The 16,720-nt window shown below is 71.8% G+C and carries 16 protein-coding genes; 8 read left to right on the top strand and 8 right to left on the bottom strand.

The genetic code is table 11. The features are described 5' to 3' along the window. The first annotated feature begins 16 nt into the window (after positions 1 to 16). Together ctaC and AC507J_RS03400 are read left to right on the top strand one after the other, a co-directional pair. Entirely contained in the window at positions 17 to 976 is a 960-nt protein-coding gene (ctaC, locus tag AC507J_RS03405) for an aa3-type cytochrome oxidase subunit II (RefSeq protein ID WP_496287563.1), read from the top strand. Between the two features lie 10 nt (positions 977 to 986). Next, positions 987 to 1,415, top strand: a complete 429-nt coding sequence (locus tag AC507J_RS03400; RefSeq protein WP_496287562.1) for a cytochrome c oxidase subunit 4 — start codon at positions 987 to 989, stop codon at positions 1,413 to 1,415. A gap of 74 nt (positions 1,416 to 1,489) precedes the next feature. On the opposite strand, the gene trpD is transcribed toward AC507J_RS03400, so the two are convergent. The 3 genes from trpD to AC507J_RS03385 all read right to left on the bottom strand — a co-directional run bounded on the left by trpD (position 1,490) and on the right by AC507J_RS03385 (position 4,182). Next, positions 1,490 to 2,536 carry an anthranilate phosphoribosyltransferase gene (trpD, locus tag AC507J_RS03395; protein WP_496287561.1) on the bottom strand — a complete coding sequence of 349 codons (1,047 nt, stop codon included), beginning with the start codon at positions 2,534 to 2,536 and terminating at the stop codon, positions 1,490 to 1,492. 84 nt (positions 2,537 to 2,620) lie between these two features. After that, the gene (locus AC507J_RS03390) at positions 2,621 to 3,016 is read right to left on the bottom strand and encodes a response regulator (protein WP_496287560.1); all 396 of its coding nucleotides are present in this window, start codon (positions 3,014 to 3,016) and stop codon (positions 2,621 to 2,623) included. A 173-nt stretch (positions 3,017 to 3,189) separates the two neighbouring features. Beyond that, positions 3,190 to 4,182, bottom strand: a complete 993-nt coding sequence (locus AC507J_RS03385) for a cytochrome c oxidase assembly protein (RefSeq protein ID WP_496287559.1) — start codon at positions 4,180 to 4,182, stop codon at positions 3,190 to 3,192. Positions 4,183 to 4,290: 108 nt separating this feature from the next. Here AC507J_RS03385 and ctaE point away from each other — a divergent pair, with 108 nt between their 5' ends. From ctaE to AC507J_RS03360, 5 genes are all read left to right on the top strand, one after another. Beyond that, positions 4,291 to 4,890, top strand: a complete 600-nt coding sequence (ctaE, locus tag AC507J_RS03380; protein ID WP_496287558.1) for an aa3-type cytochrome oxidase subunit III — start codon at positions 4,291 to 4,293, stop codon at positions 4,888 to 4,890. A 72-nt stretch (positions 4,891 to 4,962) separates the two neighbouring features. Further along, positions 4,963 to 5,796: a cytochrome bc1 complex diheme cytochrome c subunit gene (gene qcrC / locus AC507J_RS03375; RefSeq protein ID WP_496287557.1), complete on the top strand. Its 834-nt coding sequence runs from the start codon at positions 4,963 to 4,965 to the stop codon at positions 5,794 to 5,796. An 11-nt stretch (positions 5,797 to 5,807) separates the two neighbouring features. Beyond that, positions 5,808 to 6,893, top strand: coding sequence for a cytochrome bc1 complex Rieske iron-sulfur subunit (gene qcrA, locus AC507J_RS03370; RefSeq protein WP_496287556.1), 1,086 nt, complete (start codon positions 5,808 to 5,810; stop codon positions 6,891 to 6,893). Beyond that, on the top strand, positions 6,890 to 8,515 hold the full coding sequence (gene qcrB / locus AC507J_RS03365; protein ID WP_496287555.1) for a cytochrome bc1 complex cytochrome b subunit: 1,626 nt from the start codon (positions 6,890 to 6,892) through the stop codon (positions 8,513 to 8,515). The genes qcrA and qcrB overlap by 4 nt, the downstream gene beginning before the upstream one ends. 168 nt (positions 8,516 to 8,683) lie before the next feature. Beyond that, positions 8,684 to 9,355, top strand: a complete 672-nt coding sequence (locus AC507J_RS03360; protein WP_496287554.1) for a DUF4142 domain-containing protein — start codon at positions 8,684 to 8,686, stop codon at positions 9,353 to 9,355. 112 nt (positions 9,356 to 9,467) lie between these two features. On the opposite strand, the gene AC507J_RS03355 is transcribed toward AC507J_RS03360, so the two are convergent. The 5 genes from AC507J_RS03355 to AC507J_RS03335 form a co-directional block, all read right to left on the bottom strand. Continuing rightward, positions 9,468 to 9,755, bottom strand: coding sequence for an Lrp/AsnC family transcriptional regulator (locus AC507J_RS03355; RefSeq protein WP_496287553.1), 288 nt, complete (start codon positions 9,753 to 9,755; stop codon positions 9,468 to 9,470). 55 nt (positions 9,756 to 9,810) lie between these two features. Beyond that, on the bottom strand, positions 9,811 to 10,632 hold the full coding sequence (locus AC507J_RS03350; RefSeq protein WP_496287643.1) for a sugar phosphate nucleotidyltransferase: 822 nt from the start codon (positions 10,630 to 10,632) through the stop codon (positions 9,811 to 9,813). A 116-nt stretch (positions 10,633 to 10,748) separates the two neighbouring features. Then, on the bottom strand, positions 10,749 to 11,291 hold the full coding sequence (locus AC507J_RS03345; protein ID WP_496287552.1) for an NUDIX hydrolase: 543 nt from the start codon (positions 11,289 to 11,291) through the stop codon (positions 10,749 to 10,751). 52 nt (positions 11,292 to 11,343) lie between these two features. Beyond that, complete coding sequence (locus AC507J_RS03340) at positions 11,344 to 13,134, bottom strand: RelA/SpoT family protein (protein ID WP_496287642.1); 1,791 nt, start codon at positions 13,132 to 13,134, stop codon at positions 11,344 to 11,346. A gap of 128 nt (positions 13,135 to 13,262) precedes the next feature. Continuing rightward, on the bottom strand, positions 13,263 to 15,017 hold the full coding sequence (locus AC507J_RS03335) for a DEDD exonuclease domain-containing protein (protein ID WP_496287551.1): 1,755 nt from the start codon (positions 15,015 to 15,017) through the stop codon (positions 13,263 to 13,265). Between the two features lie 127 nt (positions 15,018 to 15,144). Between AC507J_RS03335 and AC507J_RS03330 the strand changes: the two genes are divergently transcribed. Then, on the top strand, positions 15,145 to 16,659 hold the full coding sequence (locus tag AC507J_RS03330; protein WP_496287550.1) for an NYN domain-containing protein: 1,515 nt from the start codon (positions 15,145 to 15,147) through the stop codon (positions 16,657 to 16,659). The last annotated feature ends 61 nt before the right edge of the window (positions 16,660 to 16,720 follow it).

Raw genomic sequence — 16,720 nt, 5'->3', positions numbered from 1 at the left:
AGGGAGGCAGGACCAGGTGGTCGCAAGGAGTTCGGAGGTACGGCCGACGGCCGTACGGCGTAGCGCATCCCCAGGAGCCGGTGGGCGGGGGCGTCGCGCCGGTCGTCTCGCCGGGCTCGGATTCGGTGGAGCGTCGTTGCTGGTCCTGCTCACGGGCTGTGACGTCCACTCGGCGTTCGGCTTCGGCTGGCCGCAGGGCATCACCCCGGAGGCCCGGCGGATGTACGACCTGTGGATCGCCTCGTGCATCGCGGCGCTCGCGGTCGGCGCCTTCGTCTGGGGCCTGATCTTCTGGTGCGTCGTGCGTTACCGCAAGCGCGGCAACGAGCTGCCGGTGCAGACCCGCTACAACCTCCCGATGGAGTTCCTCTACACCATCGCGCCGGTGTTGATCGTCTCCGTGCTCTTCTACTACACCGCGGTCGTGCAGACCGACGTGGTGAAGACCACCAACAACCCCGACGTGACCGTCGAGGTGGTCGCGTTCAAGTGGAACTGGCAGTTCAACTACCGCGACGGCGAGGGCGTCGACGCCAACACCACCGCTTCGGTGCTGGGCACCAGCGAGGTCATTCCGATCCTGGTGCTGCCGACCAACCGGTCCATCCGGTTCGAGGAGACCAGCAAGGACGTCATCCACTCGTTCTGGGTGCCGGAGATGCTGTTCAAGCGGGACGTCTTCCCGGGCAACATCCGCAACGTATTCGAGGTCTCCTCGCTGGAGTCCGAGGGCGCGTACGTGGGCCGCTGCGCCGAGCTGTGCGGCAGCTACCACGCCTTCATGAACTTCGAGCTGCGGGTGGTCTCGCCGGAGAACTTCGACCGCTTCCTCGCGGCCAAGCAGGGCGGGGCCTCGACCCAGGACGCCTTGACCTCCATCGGTGAGGAGCCGTACGCGGTGACCACGAGGCCGTTCGAGACGCGGCGTACCGAGCACAACTTCAACCAGGGCAGCGCTGCCGGCGCGGGAAGCTGAGGCGACGGGCATGAAGACCGAGTGGCGCATCTTCTTGATCATTGCCGCGTTCCTGCTCTTCGCGACCGTCCTCTACGGCGGCTGGACCTGGGCCGACTCGGGTGGTCGCGTGGAGTGGATCGGCACGGTGGCTCTGCTGCTGTCGTTCCTGCTCTGCTCGATGTGCGGGGGCTTCTTCTGGTTCGTCTCCCGCCGGATCGACCTGCGGCCCGAGGACCGGCCGGACGCCGAGATCGCCGACGGCGCCGGTGAGATCGGTTTCTTCAGCCCGGGCAGCTACTGGCCGTTCGGCCTGGCGCTGGCCGCCGCCACCGCCGGTCTGGGCCTGGTGTTCTGGCAGTTCTGGCTGCTCGGCGTCGGCGCGGTGGCGGTGATCTTCGCCGCCTGCGGGCTGCTCTTCGAGTACTACTCCGGCACCCGCCGCACCGCCGAACACTGACCACAAAAACGCTGGAAGCCCGCCTCCACGGAGGCGGGCTTCCAGCGTTTCGGGTTGCGCCCGGGAGGTCCGCGTCAGAGGGCGCGGGCGGTGTCCAGCCAGCGGGTGAGGGTCTGTGCGGCGGCCCCGGAGTCGATGGACTCGGCGGCGCGGTCCAGGTTGGCGCGCAGGGCGGCGGTGAGGTCACCGTCCAGCGGGCCCTGGGTGGCCAGCGCGGCGGCGGCGTTGACCAGGACGGCGTCCCGGACCGGGCCACGCTCGCCGGCGAGCAGCCGCCGGGCCACCTCGGCGTTGCGCGCGGCGTCGCCGCCGCGCAGGTCGCCGAGGGTGGCTCGGGGTATTCCGAGGTCGGTCGCGTCCACCACGGTCTCTCGGACGGTGCCGTTCGCGGCGATCCAGAACCGGGTCGGCGCGGCGGTGGTGAACTCGTCCAGCCCGTCCTCGCCCCGCATCACCAGCACCGAGTCGCCCCGCTCGGCGAAGACGGCCGCCATCACCGGCGCCATCCTGGGGTCGAAGCAGCCGACCGCGCCGGCCCGGGGACGGGCCGGGTTGGTGAGCGGGCCGAGGAAGTTGAATACCGTGGGCACACCCAGTTCCCGGCGGACCGGGCCGGTGTGCCGCATGCCGGGGTGGAACCGGGCGGCGAAGCAGAAGCCGATGCCGGCCTCGGTGACACACCGGGCCACCTGGTCGGGGTCCAGGTCCAGCGGTACGCCGAGGAACTCCAGCAGGTCGGCGGTGCCGCAGGAGGAGGAGGCCGCGCGGTTGCCGTGCTTGACCACGCGTACCCCGGCACCGGCGACGACCAGGGCGGTCATCGTGGAGATGTTCACCGTGTGGGCGAGGTCTCCGCCGGTGCCGACCACGTCCAGGGCGGTGGCGCGTACCTCCTCGGGCAGCTCGACCGGGACGGCCCGGCCGAGCATCGCCTCGACCAGCCCGCTCAACTCGGCAGGTGTCTCGCCCTTGGCGCGCAGCGTCATGGCGAAGCCGGCGATGTGGGCCGGGGTCGCCGCGCCGGCCATGATCTCGCCCATCGCCCAGGCGGTGTCGGCGGTGGAGAGTTCCTCCCCGCGCAGCAGCGCGGTGAGCAGGTGCGGCCAGGTCCGTTCGCCCATGGCGGGCCTCCCGAGCAGACGAGTGCGGGTGGTACGGGACCGGCGCCGGCTCGCCCGGCGCCGTGGCGGTGCCGGAGTGGGACGTCAGGCGGGTGCGTGCGCCCGCAGCAGCTCGGTAACGGTGGCGGCGGCGGTCACCGGGTCGAGCGGGTAGACCAGGGTGGCGTCGACCTCGGCGTAGGCGGCGAGCCAGCGGTCGGCGGCGCGGGCGATCACCACACAGGTCGGGGGAGCCTCGTCGAAGTCGTCCTTGATCTGCCGGGCGATGCCGATCCCGCCGCCGGGGGAGGCCTCACCGTCGAGCAGCAGCAGGTCGATCTCGTAGTCGTCGACCAGCCGGATGCACTCGGCGTAGCTGGCCGCCTCGACGAACTCCACCCGCAGGTCGGTCGCGGGCCGGGTGCCGACGGCGAGTCGCATCCGGTCCCGCACCTTGGCGTCGTCGCTGTAGAGCAGGACGGTGCACAGACGATCGCTCATGCCGACAACTCCGCTTCGCTTCCCTGCCGTCGGGCCGGCCGGCGCGGCGGGTGATCCGCCGTGGCCGGCTCCGAGACGGCTATCACCTCGTAGCTGCGTCGCCGATCGTACCGGTCGGTGTGGTCCGGGTGACACGCCGCCCCACGCCCGTTCACGCCCGGCGTCGGCGCGGCTCAGGCAGCGGACTCCGCGGCCCGCTGGCGGGCCTCCTGGCGGTCCAGCTCGCGGTCCACCCGGCGGGCCTCCCGTTCGGCGTGGCGCATCCACTGCACCACAAGCACGGCGAGCATCGTCACACTGACGAACTCGCCGCCGGCCCAGAGGATGCCGCCGGCGAGCACCTGGTCCTCCCAGGGGTCGGCCCAGCTCAGCCCGAGCGACGGGTACCAGTCGCCGCCGAAGAGGGTGGTGCTCTGCATGATGGTGAGCCCGAGCACGGTGTGGAACGGCACCGAGAGCAGCATCAGCAGGGCCCGGCCGGGATAGGGCCAGCGGCCCGGCAGCGGGTCCAGGCCCAGCAGCGGCCAGAAGAACACGCAGCCGGTGAGGATGAAGTGGGCGTGCACCACCTCGTGCGCCCAGGCGTGCTCCAGCGTGTAGCGGTACAGGTCGGTGAAGTAGAGCGCGAACGGGTTCACCACGAAGATGGTGAACGCCACGAGCGGGAAGGTGTAGATCCGCGCGATCCGGCTGTGCACCACCGCGAGCAGTCGCTTGCGCGGGCCGGTCGGGAGCGTACGCAGGGCCAGCGTCACCGGCGCGCCAAGCGCCAGGAAGATCGGCGACACCATGGAGAGCACCATGTGCTGCACCATGTGCACCGAGAGCAGCGCGGTGTCGTACGCGTGCAGCCCGCTGACCGTGACCGAGGCGATGCCGCCCAGGCCGGGGCCGAGGAAGAAGACCGTCCGGGCCACCGGCCAGCGGTCGCCGCGTACCCGCAGCCGGTGCACTCCGTAGAGGTAGAGGGCGGCGGCGAGCACCAGGCCGACGGCGAGCCAGCTGTCCAACCGGGCCTCGGTGACCACGGCGGTGACCGAGAACGGCGGCGGGGTGGCCTCGGCCGCGAGCGGTGTCCCGCCGGCCGGTGCCTCGGCGCTGGTCAGGCCCGCCATGAGCTGCGATGTGGCCGGGCCGGCCAGGAAGATCGGATCGACGTGCAGCACGCCAATCAGCCTAGGTCAGGCGAACCGGACGGTACCGATCGGGCCATCCGTACCCCCGGTTTGGCCCCCCGCTGATCGCCGGCCGTGGTCAAGGGCAATAATGACCGCGTGACTGCGGCCCCAGCCATTGACAAGAGCCGGATCCACTCACTGACGCGGCCGAACATGGTCAGCGTCGGGACGATCGTCTGGCTCTCCAGCGAGCTCATGTTCTTCGCGGCGCTGTTCGCGATGTACTTCTCCATCCGCGCGGCGGCACCCGAGCAGTGGGCGGAGCACACCGAGGTCCTCAACATCCCGTACGCGACCACGTTCACGACGATCCTGGTGCTGTCCTCGGTGACCTGCCAGATCGGCGTGTTCGCCGCGGAGCGGGGTGACGTGCACGCGCTGCGGCGCTGGTTCACGATCACCTTCGTGATGGGCCTGATCTTCGTGCTCGGCCAGGCCAACGAGTACCGCGAGTTGGTGCACCACGGCATCAAGATCAACGCGGACGGCTACGGCTCGATGTTCTACCTGACCACCGGCTTCCACGGCCTGCACGTGATCGGTGGTCTGATCGCCTTCGTGATCTTCATGATCCGTACCACCATGGGTCGGTTCACTCCGGCGCAGGCGACGGCGGCGATCGTCGTGTCGTACTACTGGCACTTCGTGGACGTCGTGTGGATCGCGCTCTACGCCATGATCTACTGGCTTCAGTGATCTTGGCGCGTCTCGTGCCGCTCCGCCGCACCACCCCCTGAGACAAGGTCCAACCGGTTAAGGACACAGGTCATGACTTCTGACAACGACCGCCGACGCGGTCTGCTCGCGCGGCTGCGCGGGCGGCCCGTGGCGCGCAGCAGGGGCCGCCGCCGGCTGGGTGCCGCGGTCCGGCTGGTCGCCGCGCTGATGCTGGCCGGCGGTGCCTACACCGTCCTCGCCCCCGGCGCGTCGGCGCAGGAAAACCCGCCGCTGTCCAGTGCCGCCGCCGACGGCAAGGCGCTGTTCGACGTGAGCTGTGTGACCTGTCACGGTCGCAATGCGCAGGGGGTCGAGGGGCGCGGGCCGAGCCTCATCGGCGTCGGCGCCGCCTCGGTCGAGTTCCAGGTCAGCACGGGCCGGATGCCGATGGCCCGGCAGGAGGCCCAGGCGCAGCGCAAGCCCGAGGTGTTCAGCCCGGACGAGATCGACCAGTTGGCCGCGTACGTCCAGGAGCTGGGCGGCGGTCCGGTCGTGCCGGCGGGCGACAACCTGCACGCCGACGGCAACGTCGCGCTCGGCGGCGAGCTGTACCGGATCAACTGCGCGCAGTGCCACGCGTTCAGCGGCGGCGGTGGGGCCCTCTCCTCCGGCAAGTACGCGCCGAGCCTGCGGCCGGCCACCGACCGGCAGATCTACGCGGCGATGCTGAGCGGTCCGCAGAACATGCCGGTGTTCGGGGACAACCAGATCACGCCGGAGCAGAAGGCGGACATCATCGCCTACATCCAGACGCTGAACACCGACGGCGACCCGGGCGGGTTCAACCTGGGCCGGTACGGGCCCTCCACCGAGGGTGTGGCGATCTTCCTGGTCGGCATCGTCGCCCTCGTCTTCGCCAGCCTGTGGATTGCGGGCAAGTCGTGACCGGGGGGAGCATGAGCACGCAGACCGGGCAGGCAAGCCGCCCGGACCAGGCACCGATCGACGTGAACGACCCGGCGGTGAGCCGGTTCGACATCGTCCGGGAGGGTGCCCGCCGGGACGACATCGAGATCGTCCACTACGAGGAGCAGGTCGCCCCGGGCAGCAAGGCCGAGCGCCGGCTGGTCCGTACGGTGGCCGGGTTCTTCCTGATCACCGGCCTGGCGGCGACCGCCTTCCTGGCGATCTACATCTGGTGGCCGTGGGAGTACCAGCCGGGCCGTGGCGGCGACAAGCTGTTCACCCCGCTGCTCGGCCTGACCCTCGGCATCGCGCTGCTGGGCATCGGCTTCGGCATCCTGACCTGGGGCAAGAAGCTGCTGCCCAAGGAGGTGTCGATCCAGGACCGGCACGAGGGCGCGGTGGCCACCGAGGACCGGACCATCACCGGCCAGACCATGCTCTACATGGCTGACGAGCTGGGTGTGAAGCGCCGGCCGCTGCTCGGCATGTCGTTGCTCGCCGGCCTGGTGCCGGTCGGTGCGGTCGCCGCGGCACCGCTGGTGGGCGGGCTCATCTCGGACCCGCACAAGAACAACCAGATGATGACCACCGGCTTCTCTCCGCAGGACGGGCGGAAGATCCGACTGGTCCGCGAGGACGGCCGCCCGGTCCGCCCGGAGGACATCAGCGCCGGTGGCCAGATCACCGTCTTCCCCGGCATCGAGCACGGCGTGAGCAACCAGCACGCCGACTCGGTGACCCTGCTGATCCACCTGCGGGACGCCGACGCCGAGGAATCGCGCCGCAACAACGAGCGCGCGGGGCACGGCGGCTACATGTGGGGCAACTACGCCGCCTACTCGAAGATCTGCACGCACGCCGGCTGCCCGGCGAGCCTGTACGAGCAGCAGACCAACCGGCTGCTCTGCCCGTGCCACCAGTCGCAGTTCCTGATCACCGACAACGCCAAGCCCGTCTTCGGCCCCGCCAGCCGCCGGCTACCGCAGTTGCCGATCGAGGTGGATGCCGAGGGCTACTTCGTGGCGAAGTCCGACTACACCGAAACCGTCGGGCCCGACTTCTGGGAGCGGCCGTGAAGCGGCGCAAGTTTGACATGGCAGCGGCGCCGGGCAACACCGCCCGGGCGGTCGACGACCGTTTCCAGGTGGCCACCCCGCTGCGCCGACTGCTGAACAAGGTCTTCCCCGACCACTGGTCGTTCCTGCTCGGCGAGATCGCGCTCTTCTCGTTCATCGTCCTGCTGCTGACCGGTGTCTTCCTCACCTTCTTCTTCGAGCCGACGATGACCGAGGTCATCTACAACGGCAGCTACGCCCCGCTGCGGGGCACGCCGATGTCGGCCGCGTACGCCTCGACGCTGGACATCTCGTTCGACGTCCGGGGCGGCCTGATCATGCGGCAGATGCACCACTGGTCGGCGCTGCTGTTCATGGCCGCGATCGTGGTGCACATGCTGCGGATCTTCTTCACCGGCGCGTTCCGCAAGCCGCGGGAGACCAACTGGATCATCGGCTCGCTGCTCTTCTGGGTCGGCTTCCTGGCCGGCTTCACCGGCTACTCGCTGCCGGACGACGGCCTCTCCGGCACCGGTCTGCGGATCGCCTCGGCGATCATGCTCTCCATCCCGGTGATCGGTTCCTGGGTGACCGCTGCGGTCTTCAACGGCGAGTTCCCCGGCACGATCATCATCAGCCGGTTCTTCATCGCCCACGTGCTGCTCATCCCGGCCCTGCTGGTCGCGCTGATCAGCGTCCACCTGGGGCTTGTGTTCAAGCAGAAGCACACGCAGTGGCCGGGTCCGGGCCGGACCAACGGCAACGTGGTCGGCGAGCGGATGTTCCCGCGCTACGCGATCAAGCAGGGCGGCTTCTTCATGGTCGTCTTCGGCGTGATCGCACTGTTGGGCGGTCTGTTCCAGATCAACCCGGTCTGGTTGTTCGGCCCGTACGAGGCGTGGGTGGTCTCGGCCGCCAGCCAGCCGGACTGGTACGTCATGTTCCTGGACGGTTCGACCCGACTGATGCCGGACTGGGAGATCGTCATACCCATCGGCGACGGGTATGTGATTCCGCCGCTGTTCTGGCCGACCGTGGTGCTACCCGGCATCCTGGTCATGCTCTCCCTGTTCTATCCGTTCATGGAGGCGCGCTACCTCAAGGACTACCGGAGCCACAACCTGCTCCAGCGTCCCCGTGACGTGCCGTTCCGCACCGGTCTGGGCGCCATGGCCATCACGTTCTACGTGATCCTGACCCTCTCCGGCGCGAACGACGTAATCGCCGACAAGTTCCACATCAGCCTGAACGCGATGACCTGGGCGGGTCGGATCGGTCTGCTGCTCGGGCCGCCGTTGGCGTACTACATCACCTACCGGCTCTGCCTGGGTCTCCAGCAGCACGACCGGGAGGTGCTGGCCCACGGCGTGGAGACCGGCATCATCCGGCGCCTGCCGGACGGCCGCTTCGTCGAGGTGCACCAGCCGCTCACCGCGCCCGACGAGCACGGGCACACCGAGCTGCCGTACGCCGGCTGGGTGGTGCCGAAGAAGATGAACCGGCTCGGCGCCCTCGGCCCGGCCATCCGGGGCTTCTTCTACCCGATCGAGAAGCCGGCCGAGGCGCCGGTCTCGCCGGGGCACCCGCCGGTCGAGCCGCGACCGGAGCGGGAGGAGATCGGCAGCGGGGAGACCCGCCGCTGAGTCGGCGCACCGCGTGACGTGGCGCCCGCCGGAGTCCTCCGGCGGGCGCCACGCCCTTTTTCGCCCTCCGGCGCCGCGCCGGAGCTTCCCGCCCCCTCTCGCGGATCGCAGGAATAACCCCGGCCAGCCGGGTATCCGTGCGGTCCAACGTCTCAACGGGGAGGAAGCATGTTGGGTATCAAACGGCTCGGCCTGCTGGCCGCGCTGGTGCTGGTGGGCGTCGCACCCGCCGCGGCGGCCCAGGCGGCGGCACAGCCGTCGGAGCAGGACACCCAGTACCTGCAGGCGATCCACCAGGTCAACCTGTACGAGGTCCAGGCCGGCGAACTGGCCCAGAAGAAGGCGCAGAACCAGCAGGTCAAGGACCTGGCGCAGATGATCGTCACCGACCATCAGGAGCTGGACAAGTCGGTGAAGGACCTGGCCGGTCAGCTCAACGTCCAGCTGCCGAACGAGCCGACCCCGGATCAGCGGACGGCTCTCGACCAGTTGAAGAACGCCAACGGTGAGGAGTTCGACCGGCTCTGGGTGACCCAGGGTCTGGCCGGCCACCTCCAGGCCATCCAGGCCACCCAGACGGAGATCTCGCAGGGCACCGAAACCCAGGTGGTCCAGCTGGCGCAGACCGCGCTGCCGGTCCTCCAGGCGCACTACGACGCCCTGGTGCAGCTGGCCGAGCAGCTCGGCATCCCGGTCCCGGAGGCCAGCGCGAGCGGCACGCCGAGCCCCGGTGGCACCGCCCCGGGCACCGAGCAGCCGACTCCGGGTGGCACCAGCACCGAGCAGGCCCCGGCTCCGGGCGGCACGGTGAGCGAAAGCCCGGCGCCGCAGCAGAGCTGACCCGCCGGTACGTACGAGTAGAGCCGGTCCGTCCCATCCCGGGGCGGACCGGCTCTACGCCGGTGGGGTCCTCGCCGAGTGCCGCTGGCGACGGCGCGTCCACCTCGGGCGCTCAGTCGGTGTTGCCCAGGCCGATGGCGAAGGCCTCTTCGAGGTCGTGACGGGAGTAGGCGCGGAAGGCGATGTGCGACTCGGTGTTGAGCACACCTGGCACCTTCGAGATGCTGCCCGCGATGATCTGGGCGATCTCGTCGAACTCGCGGACCCGGACCATGGCGATCAGGTCCACGTGCCCGGCCACCGAGTAGACCTCGCTCACGCCGGGCAACTCGGCCAGGGCGGTGGCCACCTCCGGGATCGAGTCGGTGGCGCAGTCGATCAGCACGATCGCGGTGATCACGGGAAGGCACTCCGTTCGTCGGCGTCGCCGCCCATGCTAATGCTTGGGCACCTGCTCAGCAGGCTGGGACGGTCAGTCCCTCGGCCGTGCGGACGACGTCGAGCAGGCGCTCGTCGACGCCGACCGTGGCGCCGGGCCAGAGCACGGTGCGGGTGACCGCGCCGCGCACGACCGCGCCCGCGCCGACCACCGACTCGCGGCAGCTACCGGTCACCGTGGCGGTGGGGTCCACCAGGTTGCCGCCGCCGGCCGCGTGCAGGTTGGCCGCCAGGTAGTCCGCCGGGGTGCCGGTGTCGTAGAAGGTGCCCCGGTAGCGGACCACGCTCAGCGCGCCGGCCGCCTCGGCCGGGCGCCACACCGCGCGGACCAGGTCGCCGAAGGTCGCCGGCAGGTCCCGGACCAACCGCCAGGGCAGCAGCGAGAAGCCGGTGAAGAGGTGCCCGTCGAAGGTGCCGGGTGCCCGCGGGTCGGGCGCGGGCTGGCCGAGCAGGCGTACGCTCTCGCCGTCCCAGCCGGCCAGCAGCGCGGCGATGTCGGGCCCGGGCGGTGCCGTCGGATCGGCGAGGTACGCGTCGGCGTTGCCGACCAGCACCCCCCGGCCGGCGATCCAGTCCCGCAGCCGCCCCACGCCACCGGCGGTGCCGAGCGGACCGTCCGGCTCCACCGAGAGGTGGGCCCGGGTGCCGACCCGCTCGACGACCTGATCGCCGAGGTAGCTGGCGTTGACGGCGACCGCCGCCGGACCGCTCAGCCCCAGCCCGGCGAGCCGGGTCAGCGCCCGGTCCAGCAGCGGCACGTTGCCCACCGGGCAGAGCGCCTTGGGTAGCCGCTCGGTCAACGGGCGCAGCCGGGTGCCCTCCCCGGCGGCGAGCACCACCGCGCAGATCCCGCCAGCCGGGGCGGGCGGTTGGTCCGCCGGCCCGCCGCCCGATCCGGTCCCGGCCGGCGCGCCGCCGGATCCGGTCCCGGCCGGCGGCCCGCCGGCTGGTCCGGTCACGGCAGGGTGTCCGGCAGCGGGGGCGGGAACTGCCCGGCCAGCGGACCGATGTCGTAGTAGGCGAGCAGCCGCGCGGTGGGCCAGGTCAGCTTCGGCAGGTCGTCCAGGGGGTGCCAGGCCGCCTCGAAGACCTCCGCCCCGTCCACCTTGAGTTCGGTGCTCGACGCCGGCACCTCGGCGGTGAATACCACGTCCACCCAGCCCTTGGCGTGCACGACCGCGTTCGGCGCGGCCGGGTTCAGTTGGGTGGGGGAGAGCCGTACGCCGGTCTCCTCGTGCAGTTCCCGGGCCGCGCCCACGGCCGGGTTCTCGCCGCGACGCAGCAGCCCGGCGGGAAGCGTCCAGCCACGACCGGGCGGCTGGCGCAGCAGCAGCAGCCGGCCCGGCCCGGCCGCCTCGCTGTCCCGGAGCAGGGTGACGGCGCCGACGATGTACTTCGGCACGGCCATCCGCACCAGCCGACGCCGCACCGGCAGCGGCAACCGGTAGAAGACCTGGTACGCGACGGCGCGGCCGGTGCGGCGCGGGCGGAGGATCATGGCTCAAGGCTAGTGGTCGCGCGCCCCGGTCGCGGCCGGGGACCACGCCGGATCACTGCCGATGGTCGACCAGGTCGATGAGCTGGCGTACCACGGCGTCCGGTTCGATCACCCGGTCGAAGACCGCGACCAGCAGGGTCTCCAGGTCGGGGTAGCCGAGTTCCTCCGACAGTCGCAGCAGCGGCAGGTCGCTGGCCAGCCCGCGGTTGTGCTGCCGCAGCGCCAGCCCGATGGTGGCCCGGCCGAGCCGGACCTTGTCGCTAATCGAGATGCCCGGTTCACTGTGGTCGGCGAACCACCTGTTGATCTGCATCTGCGCGTGCGGGGACTTGACGAAGCCCAGCCATTCCCGGCGCGGGCCGCGCGGGGCGACCTCGGCGTCGAGGCTGCTCTCCTCGTCGGTCTCGGTGAAGATCTCCACCACGTCGCCCTCGTCCAGCTCGGAGGAGAGCGGGACCAGCCGGCCGTTGATCCGGGCCGCGAGACATCGGTCGCCCCGGTCGGCACCCAGCTCGTACGCCAGGTCGACCGGGGTGGCGCCGGCCGGCAGGACGATCTGCCGGCCCTCGGCGACCACCTGGATCTGCGCCTCGGACAGGTCGCAGCGCAGCGACTGGAGGAACTGCGCCGGGTCGGCGGCGTCCTGCTCCCAGTCCAGCACCCGGCGTAGCCAGTCGAGCTGCCCGGCGCGGACTGCGGCCGCCCCGCCCGAGCGGGGAAAGCGGAAGTCGGCGGCCACGCCGTACTCGGCCGAGCGGTGCATCTCGACGGTGCGGATCAGCACCTCCACCGTGCGGTTGCGCGGCCCGCAGACGCTCGTGTGCAGGGACCGGTAGAGGTTGTTCTTCGGCGAGGCGATGAAGTCCTTGAACCGGCCGGGCACCGGGCGCCAGAGGCCGTGTACCGCGCCGAGCGCCGCGTAACAGTCGGTGGCCGGGCCATCCACCACCACCGTGATCCGGGGCAGGTCGTACGGCACGGTGTGGCCGCCGGCCACCGTGTCCTTCCAGATCGAGTAGAGGTGCCGGGGGCGGGGCGCCACCTCGGCGTCGACCCGGCTGCGGCGCAGCGCCACCCTGGTCTGCGCCACCACGTCGGCGAGGTAGGCGTCCCAGCCCGGGCGGTCGTGCACGTGCCGGGCGATGCGGGCGTGCTCCTCCGGCTCCAGGTGCAGCAGCACCACGTCGTCCAGCTCCCGCTTGAGGGTCTGGATGCCCAGCCGGTCACAGAGCGGTACCAGCACCTCCAGGGTCTTGCGGGCGATCCGCTCCCGGGAGGCCGCCGACCGTACGCCGAGGGTGCGCATGTTGTGCAGCCGGTCGCAGAGCTTGATGATCAGCACCCGGACGTCCTTGCCCGCCGCGATGATCATCTTTCGGATGGTCTCCGCCTCGGCGGCCTGGCCGTAGAACGCCTTGTCGAACTTGGTCACCCCGTCGACCAGGTGGGACACCTCGTGACCGAAATCCTCGGCCAGCGCCTGCAACGTGTAGCGGGTGTCCTCCACCGTGTCGTGCAGCAGCGCCGCGACCAGGGTCGTGGTGTCCATGCCCAGGTCGGCACAGATCTCGGCGACCGCGAGCGGGTGGGTGATGAACGGCTCCCCGCTCTTGCGGAACTGCCCCCGGTGCATGTTCTCCGCGATGGTGTACGCCCGGCGCAGCACCGCGGGATCGGCGCCGGGATGGATGGTCCGGTGCACGCGGACCAGCTGACCGACCGGTTCGTTGTCGGTGGCGGGCCAGGTCAGCAGCGATCGGAGCCGGCGGGTCAGCGGAAGCTCGCCTGGCTGTGTCGGGAGGGCGCCCCCCAGGGCGCCGCCGTGTCCGGCGTCGACGTCCACCCGGGACACCCCCTCACCCTGCTCACCGACCGCCGGAATCCGGCAACCGGGAGCAGACCCTCGAAACGGGCAGGACTGCACTTCCTTAACAGACTAAGTGAGTCGACGTAGTCCGATCGGACACTTGCTCATGAGCGTTCGGACCAGAGTTGGTGGGATCCGGCCTTCTCGGCCTTGGTCAGCAGGTCGCGGAAGCGCGCCGCGCCGGCCACCGGGGAGGCCCATCCGGACGACATCTCGACAAGTCTGGTCTCGGGTCGTTCCAACCAGGACAGGATCCGTTCCGACTCCTCCGGGCTGGCCGCCGGGACCGGACCGTGACCGGGCGACACCGTCTCGGCGGTGGCCCGGATGACGGCGAGCGTCGGTCGAGGGTGGACGCCGGGCGGTGAGACCCCGGCCCCGGCCAGCCGGCCGTGCCGGACCAGCGCCAGCTCCCAGCCGCCGCCGTCGGCCGGTCGGGCGGCGGCCAGCTCGGCGATCCCGGTCAGGGCGGCCAGCCGCTGCATCCGGAGGGCGGCCCGCAGCACCGCGGTCAGCCGGGAGCGGAGCACGGCTGCCTCCTCGTACCGCTGGTCGGCCGAGAGCGCCTCGATCCGGGCGAGCAGGGCGTCCACCACGGGCCGGGGATCGCCGGTGGTGGCGGTGGCGAACGGGGTCACCGCGCGGTCGGCGTACTCCTCGGGGGTGATCCGGTGTTCGCACGGCGCCGGGCAGCGGCCCAGCTCGGCCAGCGCGCAGGCCGGCGTGACCGTGCGCAGCGACAGCCGGTGGGTGCACTGGCGCAGCGGCACCGCGTCGTGGAACCCGGCGGCGGCCAGCTCCGCGGCCCGCCGGGAGGAGAAGGGGCCGAGGTAGGCGCGGTCGGCGGGGGAGATCTCCCGGACCACCGACAACCGGGGGTACGGCCCGTCGGTCAGCTTCAGCCAGACCACCCGCTCCGGGAACTTCGAACGGCGATTGTACGGCGGCGCGTGCGCCCCGATCAGCCGCAGCTCACGCACCTCCGCCTCCAGCGAGTGCGCGCACTCGACCGCCTCGACCCGCTCGGCGGCGGCCAGCATCTCCGAGATCCGGGCGCGCTTCTCCGCCGCGGTGAAGTAGCTGCGTACCCGGGTGGCGATGTCCCGGGAGGTGCCGACGTAGAGCGGCCGGTCGTCGGCGGCCCGGAAGATGTAGACCCCGGGGGAGCGCGGCAGGCCGTCGGCCAGGTGGCGCTTGCGGCGCTGGGTCGGGGTGACGGCCCGGGCGAACTCGATGGCCTCGCCGAGCGTGTCCACCCGGTGGCTGCCGAGCCGCCCGATCAGCCCGTGCAGCACGTCGACGGTGGCCCGGGCGTCGTCCAGCGCCCGGTGGGTCGGGGTGGTGGCGGCGCGGAAGTGCGCGGCGAGGGTGGCCAGCTTGCGGTTGGGCACCTCGTCCCTGAGCAGCACCCGCCGGGCCAGCGCCGCGGTGTCCAGCACCTTCGGATTCGGCCAGCGGTAGCCGTGCCTGGCGCAGGCCGCCTTGAGGAAACCGACATCGTAGGGAGCGTTGTGGGCCACCAGCACGGCGTCGGTGAGGAACTCCAGGAAGCTCGGCAGCACCTCTTCGATCGGCGGCGCCGGCAGCAGCATCGCCTGGGTGATGCCGGTCAGCACGGTGATGAACGGCGGGATCGGCACCCCCGGGTTGACCAGGGTGGCCAGCATCCCCAGCTCCTCGCCGCCGCGCACCTTGACCGCGCCGATCTCGGTGATGCCGCCGCCGTCCGGGGCGCCGCCGGTGGTCTCCAGGTCGACCACGACGAAGGTCGTCGCGTGCAGCGGCAACGCCGGGTCGACACCGTCGGTGGCCGGGTCGAGCCCGGCCAGTGCCGGTTGGCGGTACTCCTGTGCTGCCATCGGCGGCACGGTAACGGTCCGGTGCGACACTCCCGTCCCAACCGTCCCGCGTGTCACCACCGGTCTAGGATGAGAGATCGGCTCACTCACCAGGCGGTGGGCCCGGTCGCGGTGGGAGACTTGCCACATGCCCCTCACCGAGCCGCACGACGACAACCTCCGCCAGGAGGAGCAGGTCGTCCCGGTGCCGGCTGCCGGTGACCGCCCTGATCACGCCACTGCCGCCGATGCCCCGGCGTCCGCCGGGACGCCGGTTCCGAGCCCGCCCGAGTCTGAGCTGAGCCCGCCGGAGTCCGAGCCGGAGCCGAGCCGGTCTGAGTCCGAGTCTGAGTCCGAGCCGGAGCCGAGCCTGCCCGAGCCGGTCCGGCAGCGGATCGTCTCGCTCACCGCCGCCGTCCTGCCCGGCCTGCCCGCCGACGAGGTGCCCGTGCCGCTGCGCCGGGTGGCCAAGTTCGCGCCCAACCGGCGGGCCCGGCTCGGTGCCCCGGCGATCGCCGCCCAGCTCGCCGGCGATCCGCTGTTCCGGCAGCGGGTCACCAGCCGGGTGCTTGCCGACGCCGGTGACCTGGGCGCCGCCGTGGTCGAGGGAACCGCCCCGGCCGCTGCCGACCCGGTCGAGGTGGCGGCCCTGGCCTATCTGGCCCGGCCGCGCGGGTGGCGGAAGTTGATCGACGCCAGCGGCGAGGCGGTGCGCGCCGAGGCGGACAGTGCGGTCGTCGCCGAACTGGTCCGCGCGGCCGAACAGCGGGCCACCCGGGCCGAGCACGACCGGGCGGTGGCCCGGGTGGAGGCCGACAAGCTACGCGACGAACTCGCCCGGGTCCGCGAGGAACTGGGCCAGCTGCGGGAGGAGAACCGGCAGCTGACCCGGACCCTGCGGGAGACGCAGGCCCGCGAGCGCAAGACGGGCGAACTGCTGGCCACCGAGCGGGGCCGGGCCACCCGGGCCGCGGCGGACGCGGACGCCGAGCTGCGCCGGATCCGCGCCCGGCTGGCCGAGGCGGAGGCTGCCGCGGGCGTCGCGCGGGCCAGTGCGAAGGAGGCCCGCTCCGTCGACGACGCGCGGCTCTGGCTGCTCCTGGAGACCATCGGTCAGGCCGCCGTCGGGCTCCGCCGCGAACTGGCGCTGGACCCGGTGGACCGGCTACCCGCCGACTTCGTCGCGGAGACCTCCGCCGACTCCTCGACGGCCACCGTCGCCGGTGCCGCGACCCGGGCCCGGGACACCGACGACCCGGCCCGGCTCGACCAGCTGCTCGCCCTGCCCCGGGCACACCTGGTGGTGGACGGCTACAACGTGACCAAGCGGGGCTTCGGCGAGATGTCACTGGAGCAGCAGCGCAAGCGGTTGATCACCGGGCTCGGTGGCATCGCCGCGCAGACCGGCGACGAGGTCACCGTGGTCTTCGACGGCGCCGAGCGCATCCACGGGCTGCCGCCCGCCCCGCGCGGGGTCCGGGTGCTCTTCTCCCGCAAGGGGGAGACCGCCGACGAGCTGATCCGCCGCCTGGTCCGCGCCGAACCGCCGGGCCGCCCGGTGGTGGTGGTCTCCTCCGACCGCGAGGTCGCCGACGGCGTACGTCGGCACGGCGCGTACCCGTTGGGAGCCGATTCGCTGCTGCGCCGGCTCTCCCGCTCCTGACCGCACCGGGCGTGGACCGGGTGCCGTCCGCCGGGCGGCAGACCCACCGGACGGGAGAACT

This window comes from Micromonospora sp. PRAS1 (assembly GCF_059553435.1).
This window is presented reverse-complemented; position numbering and strand designations above follow the sequence as displayed.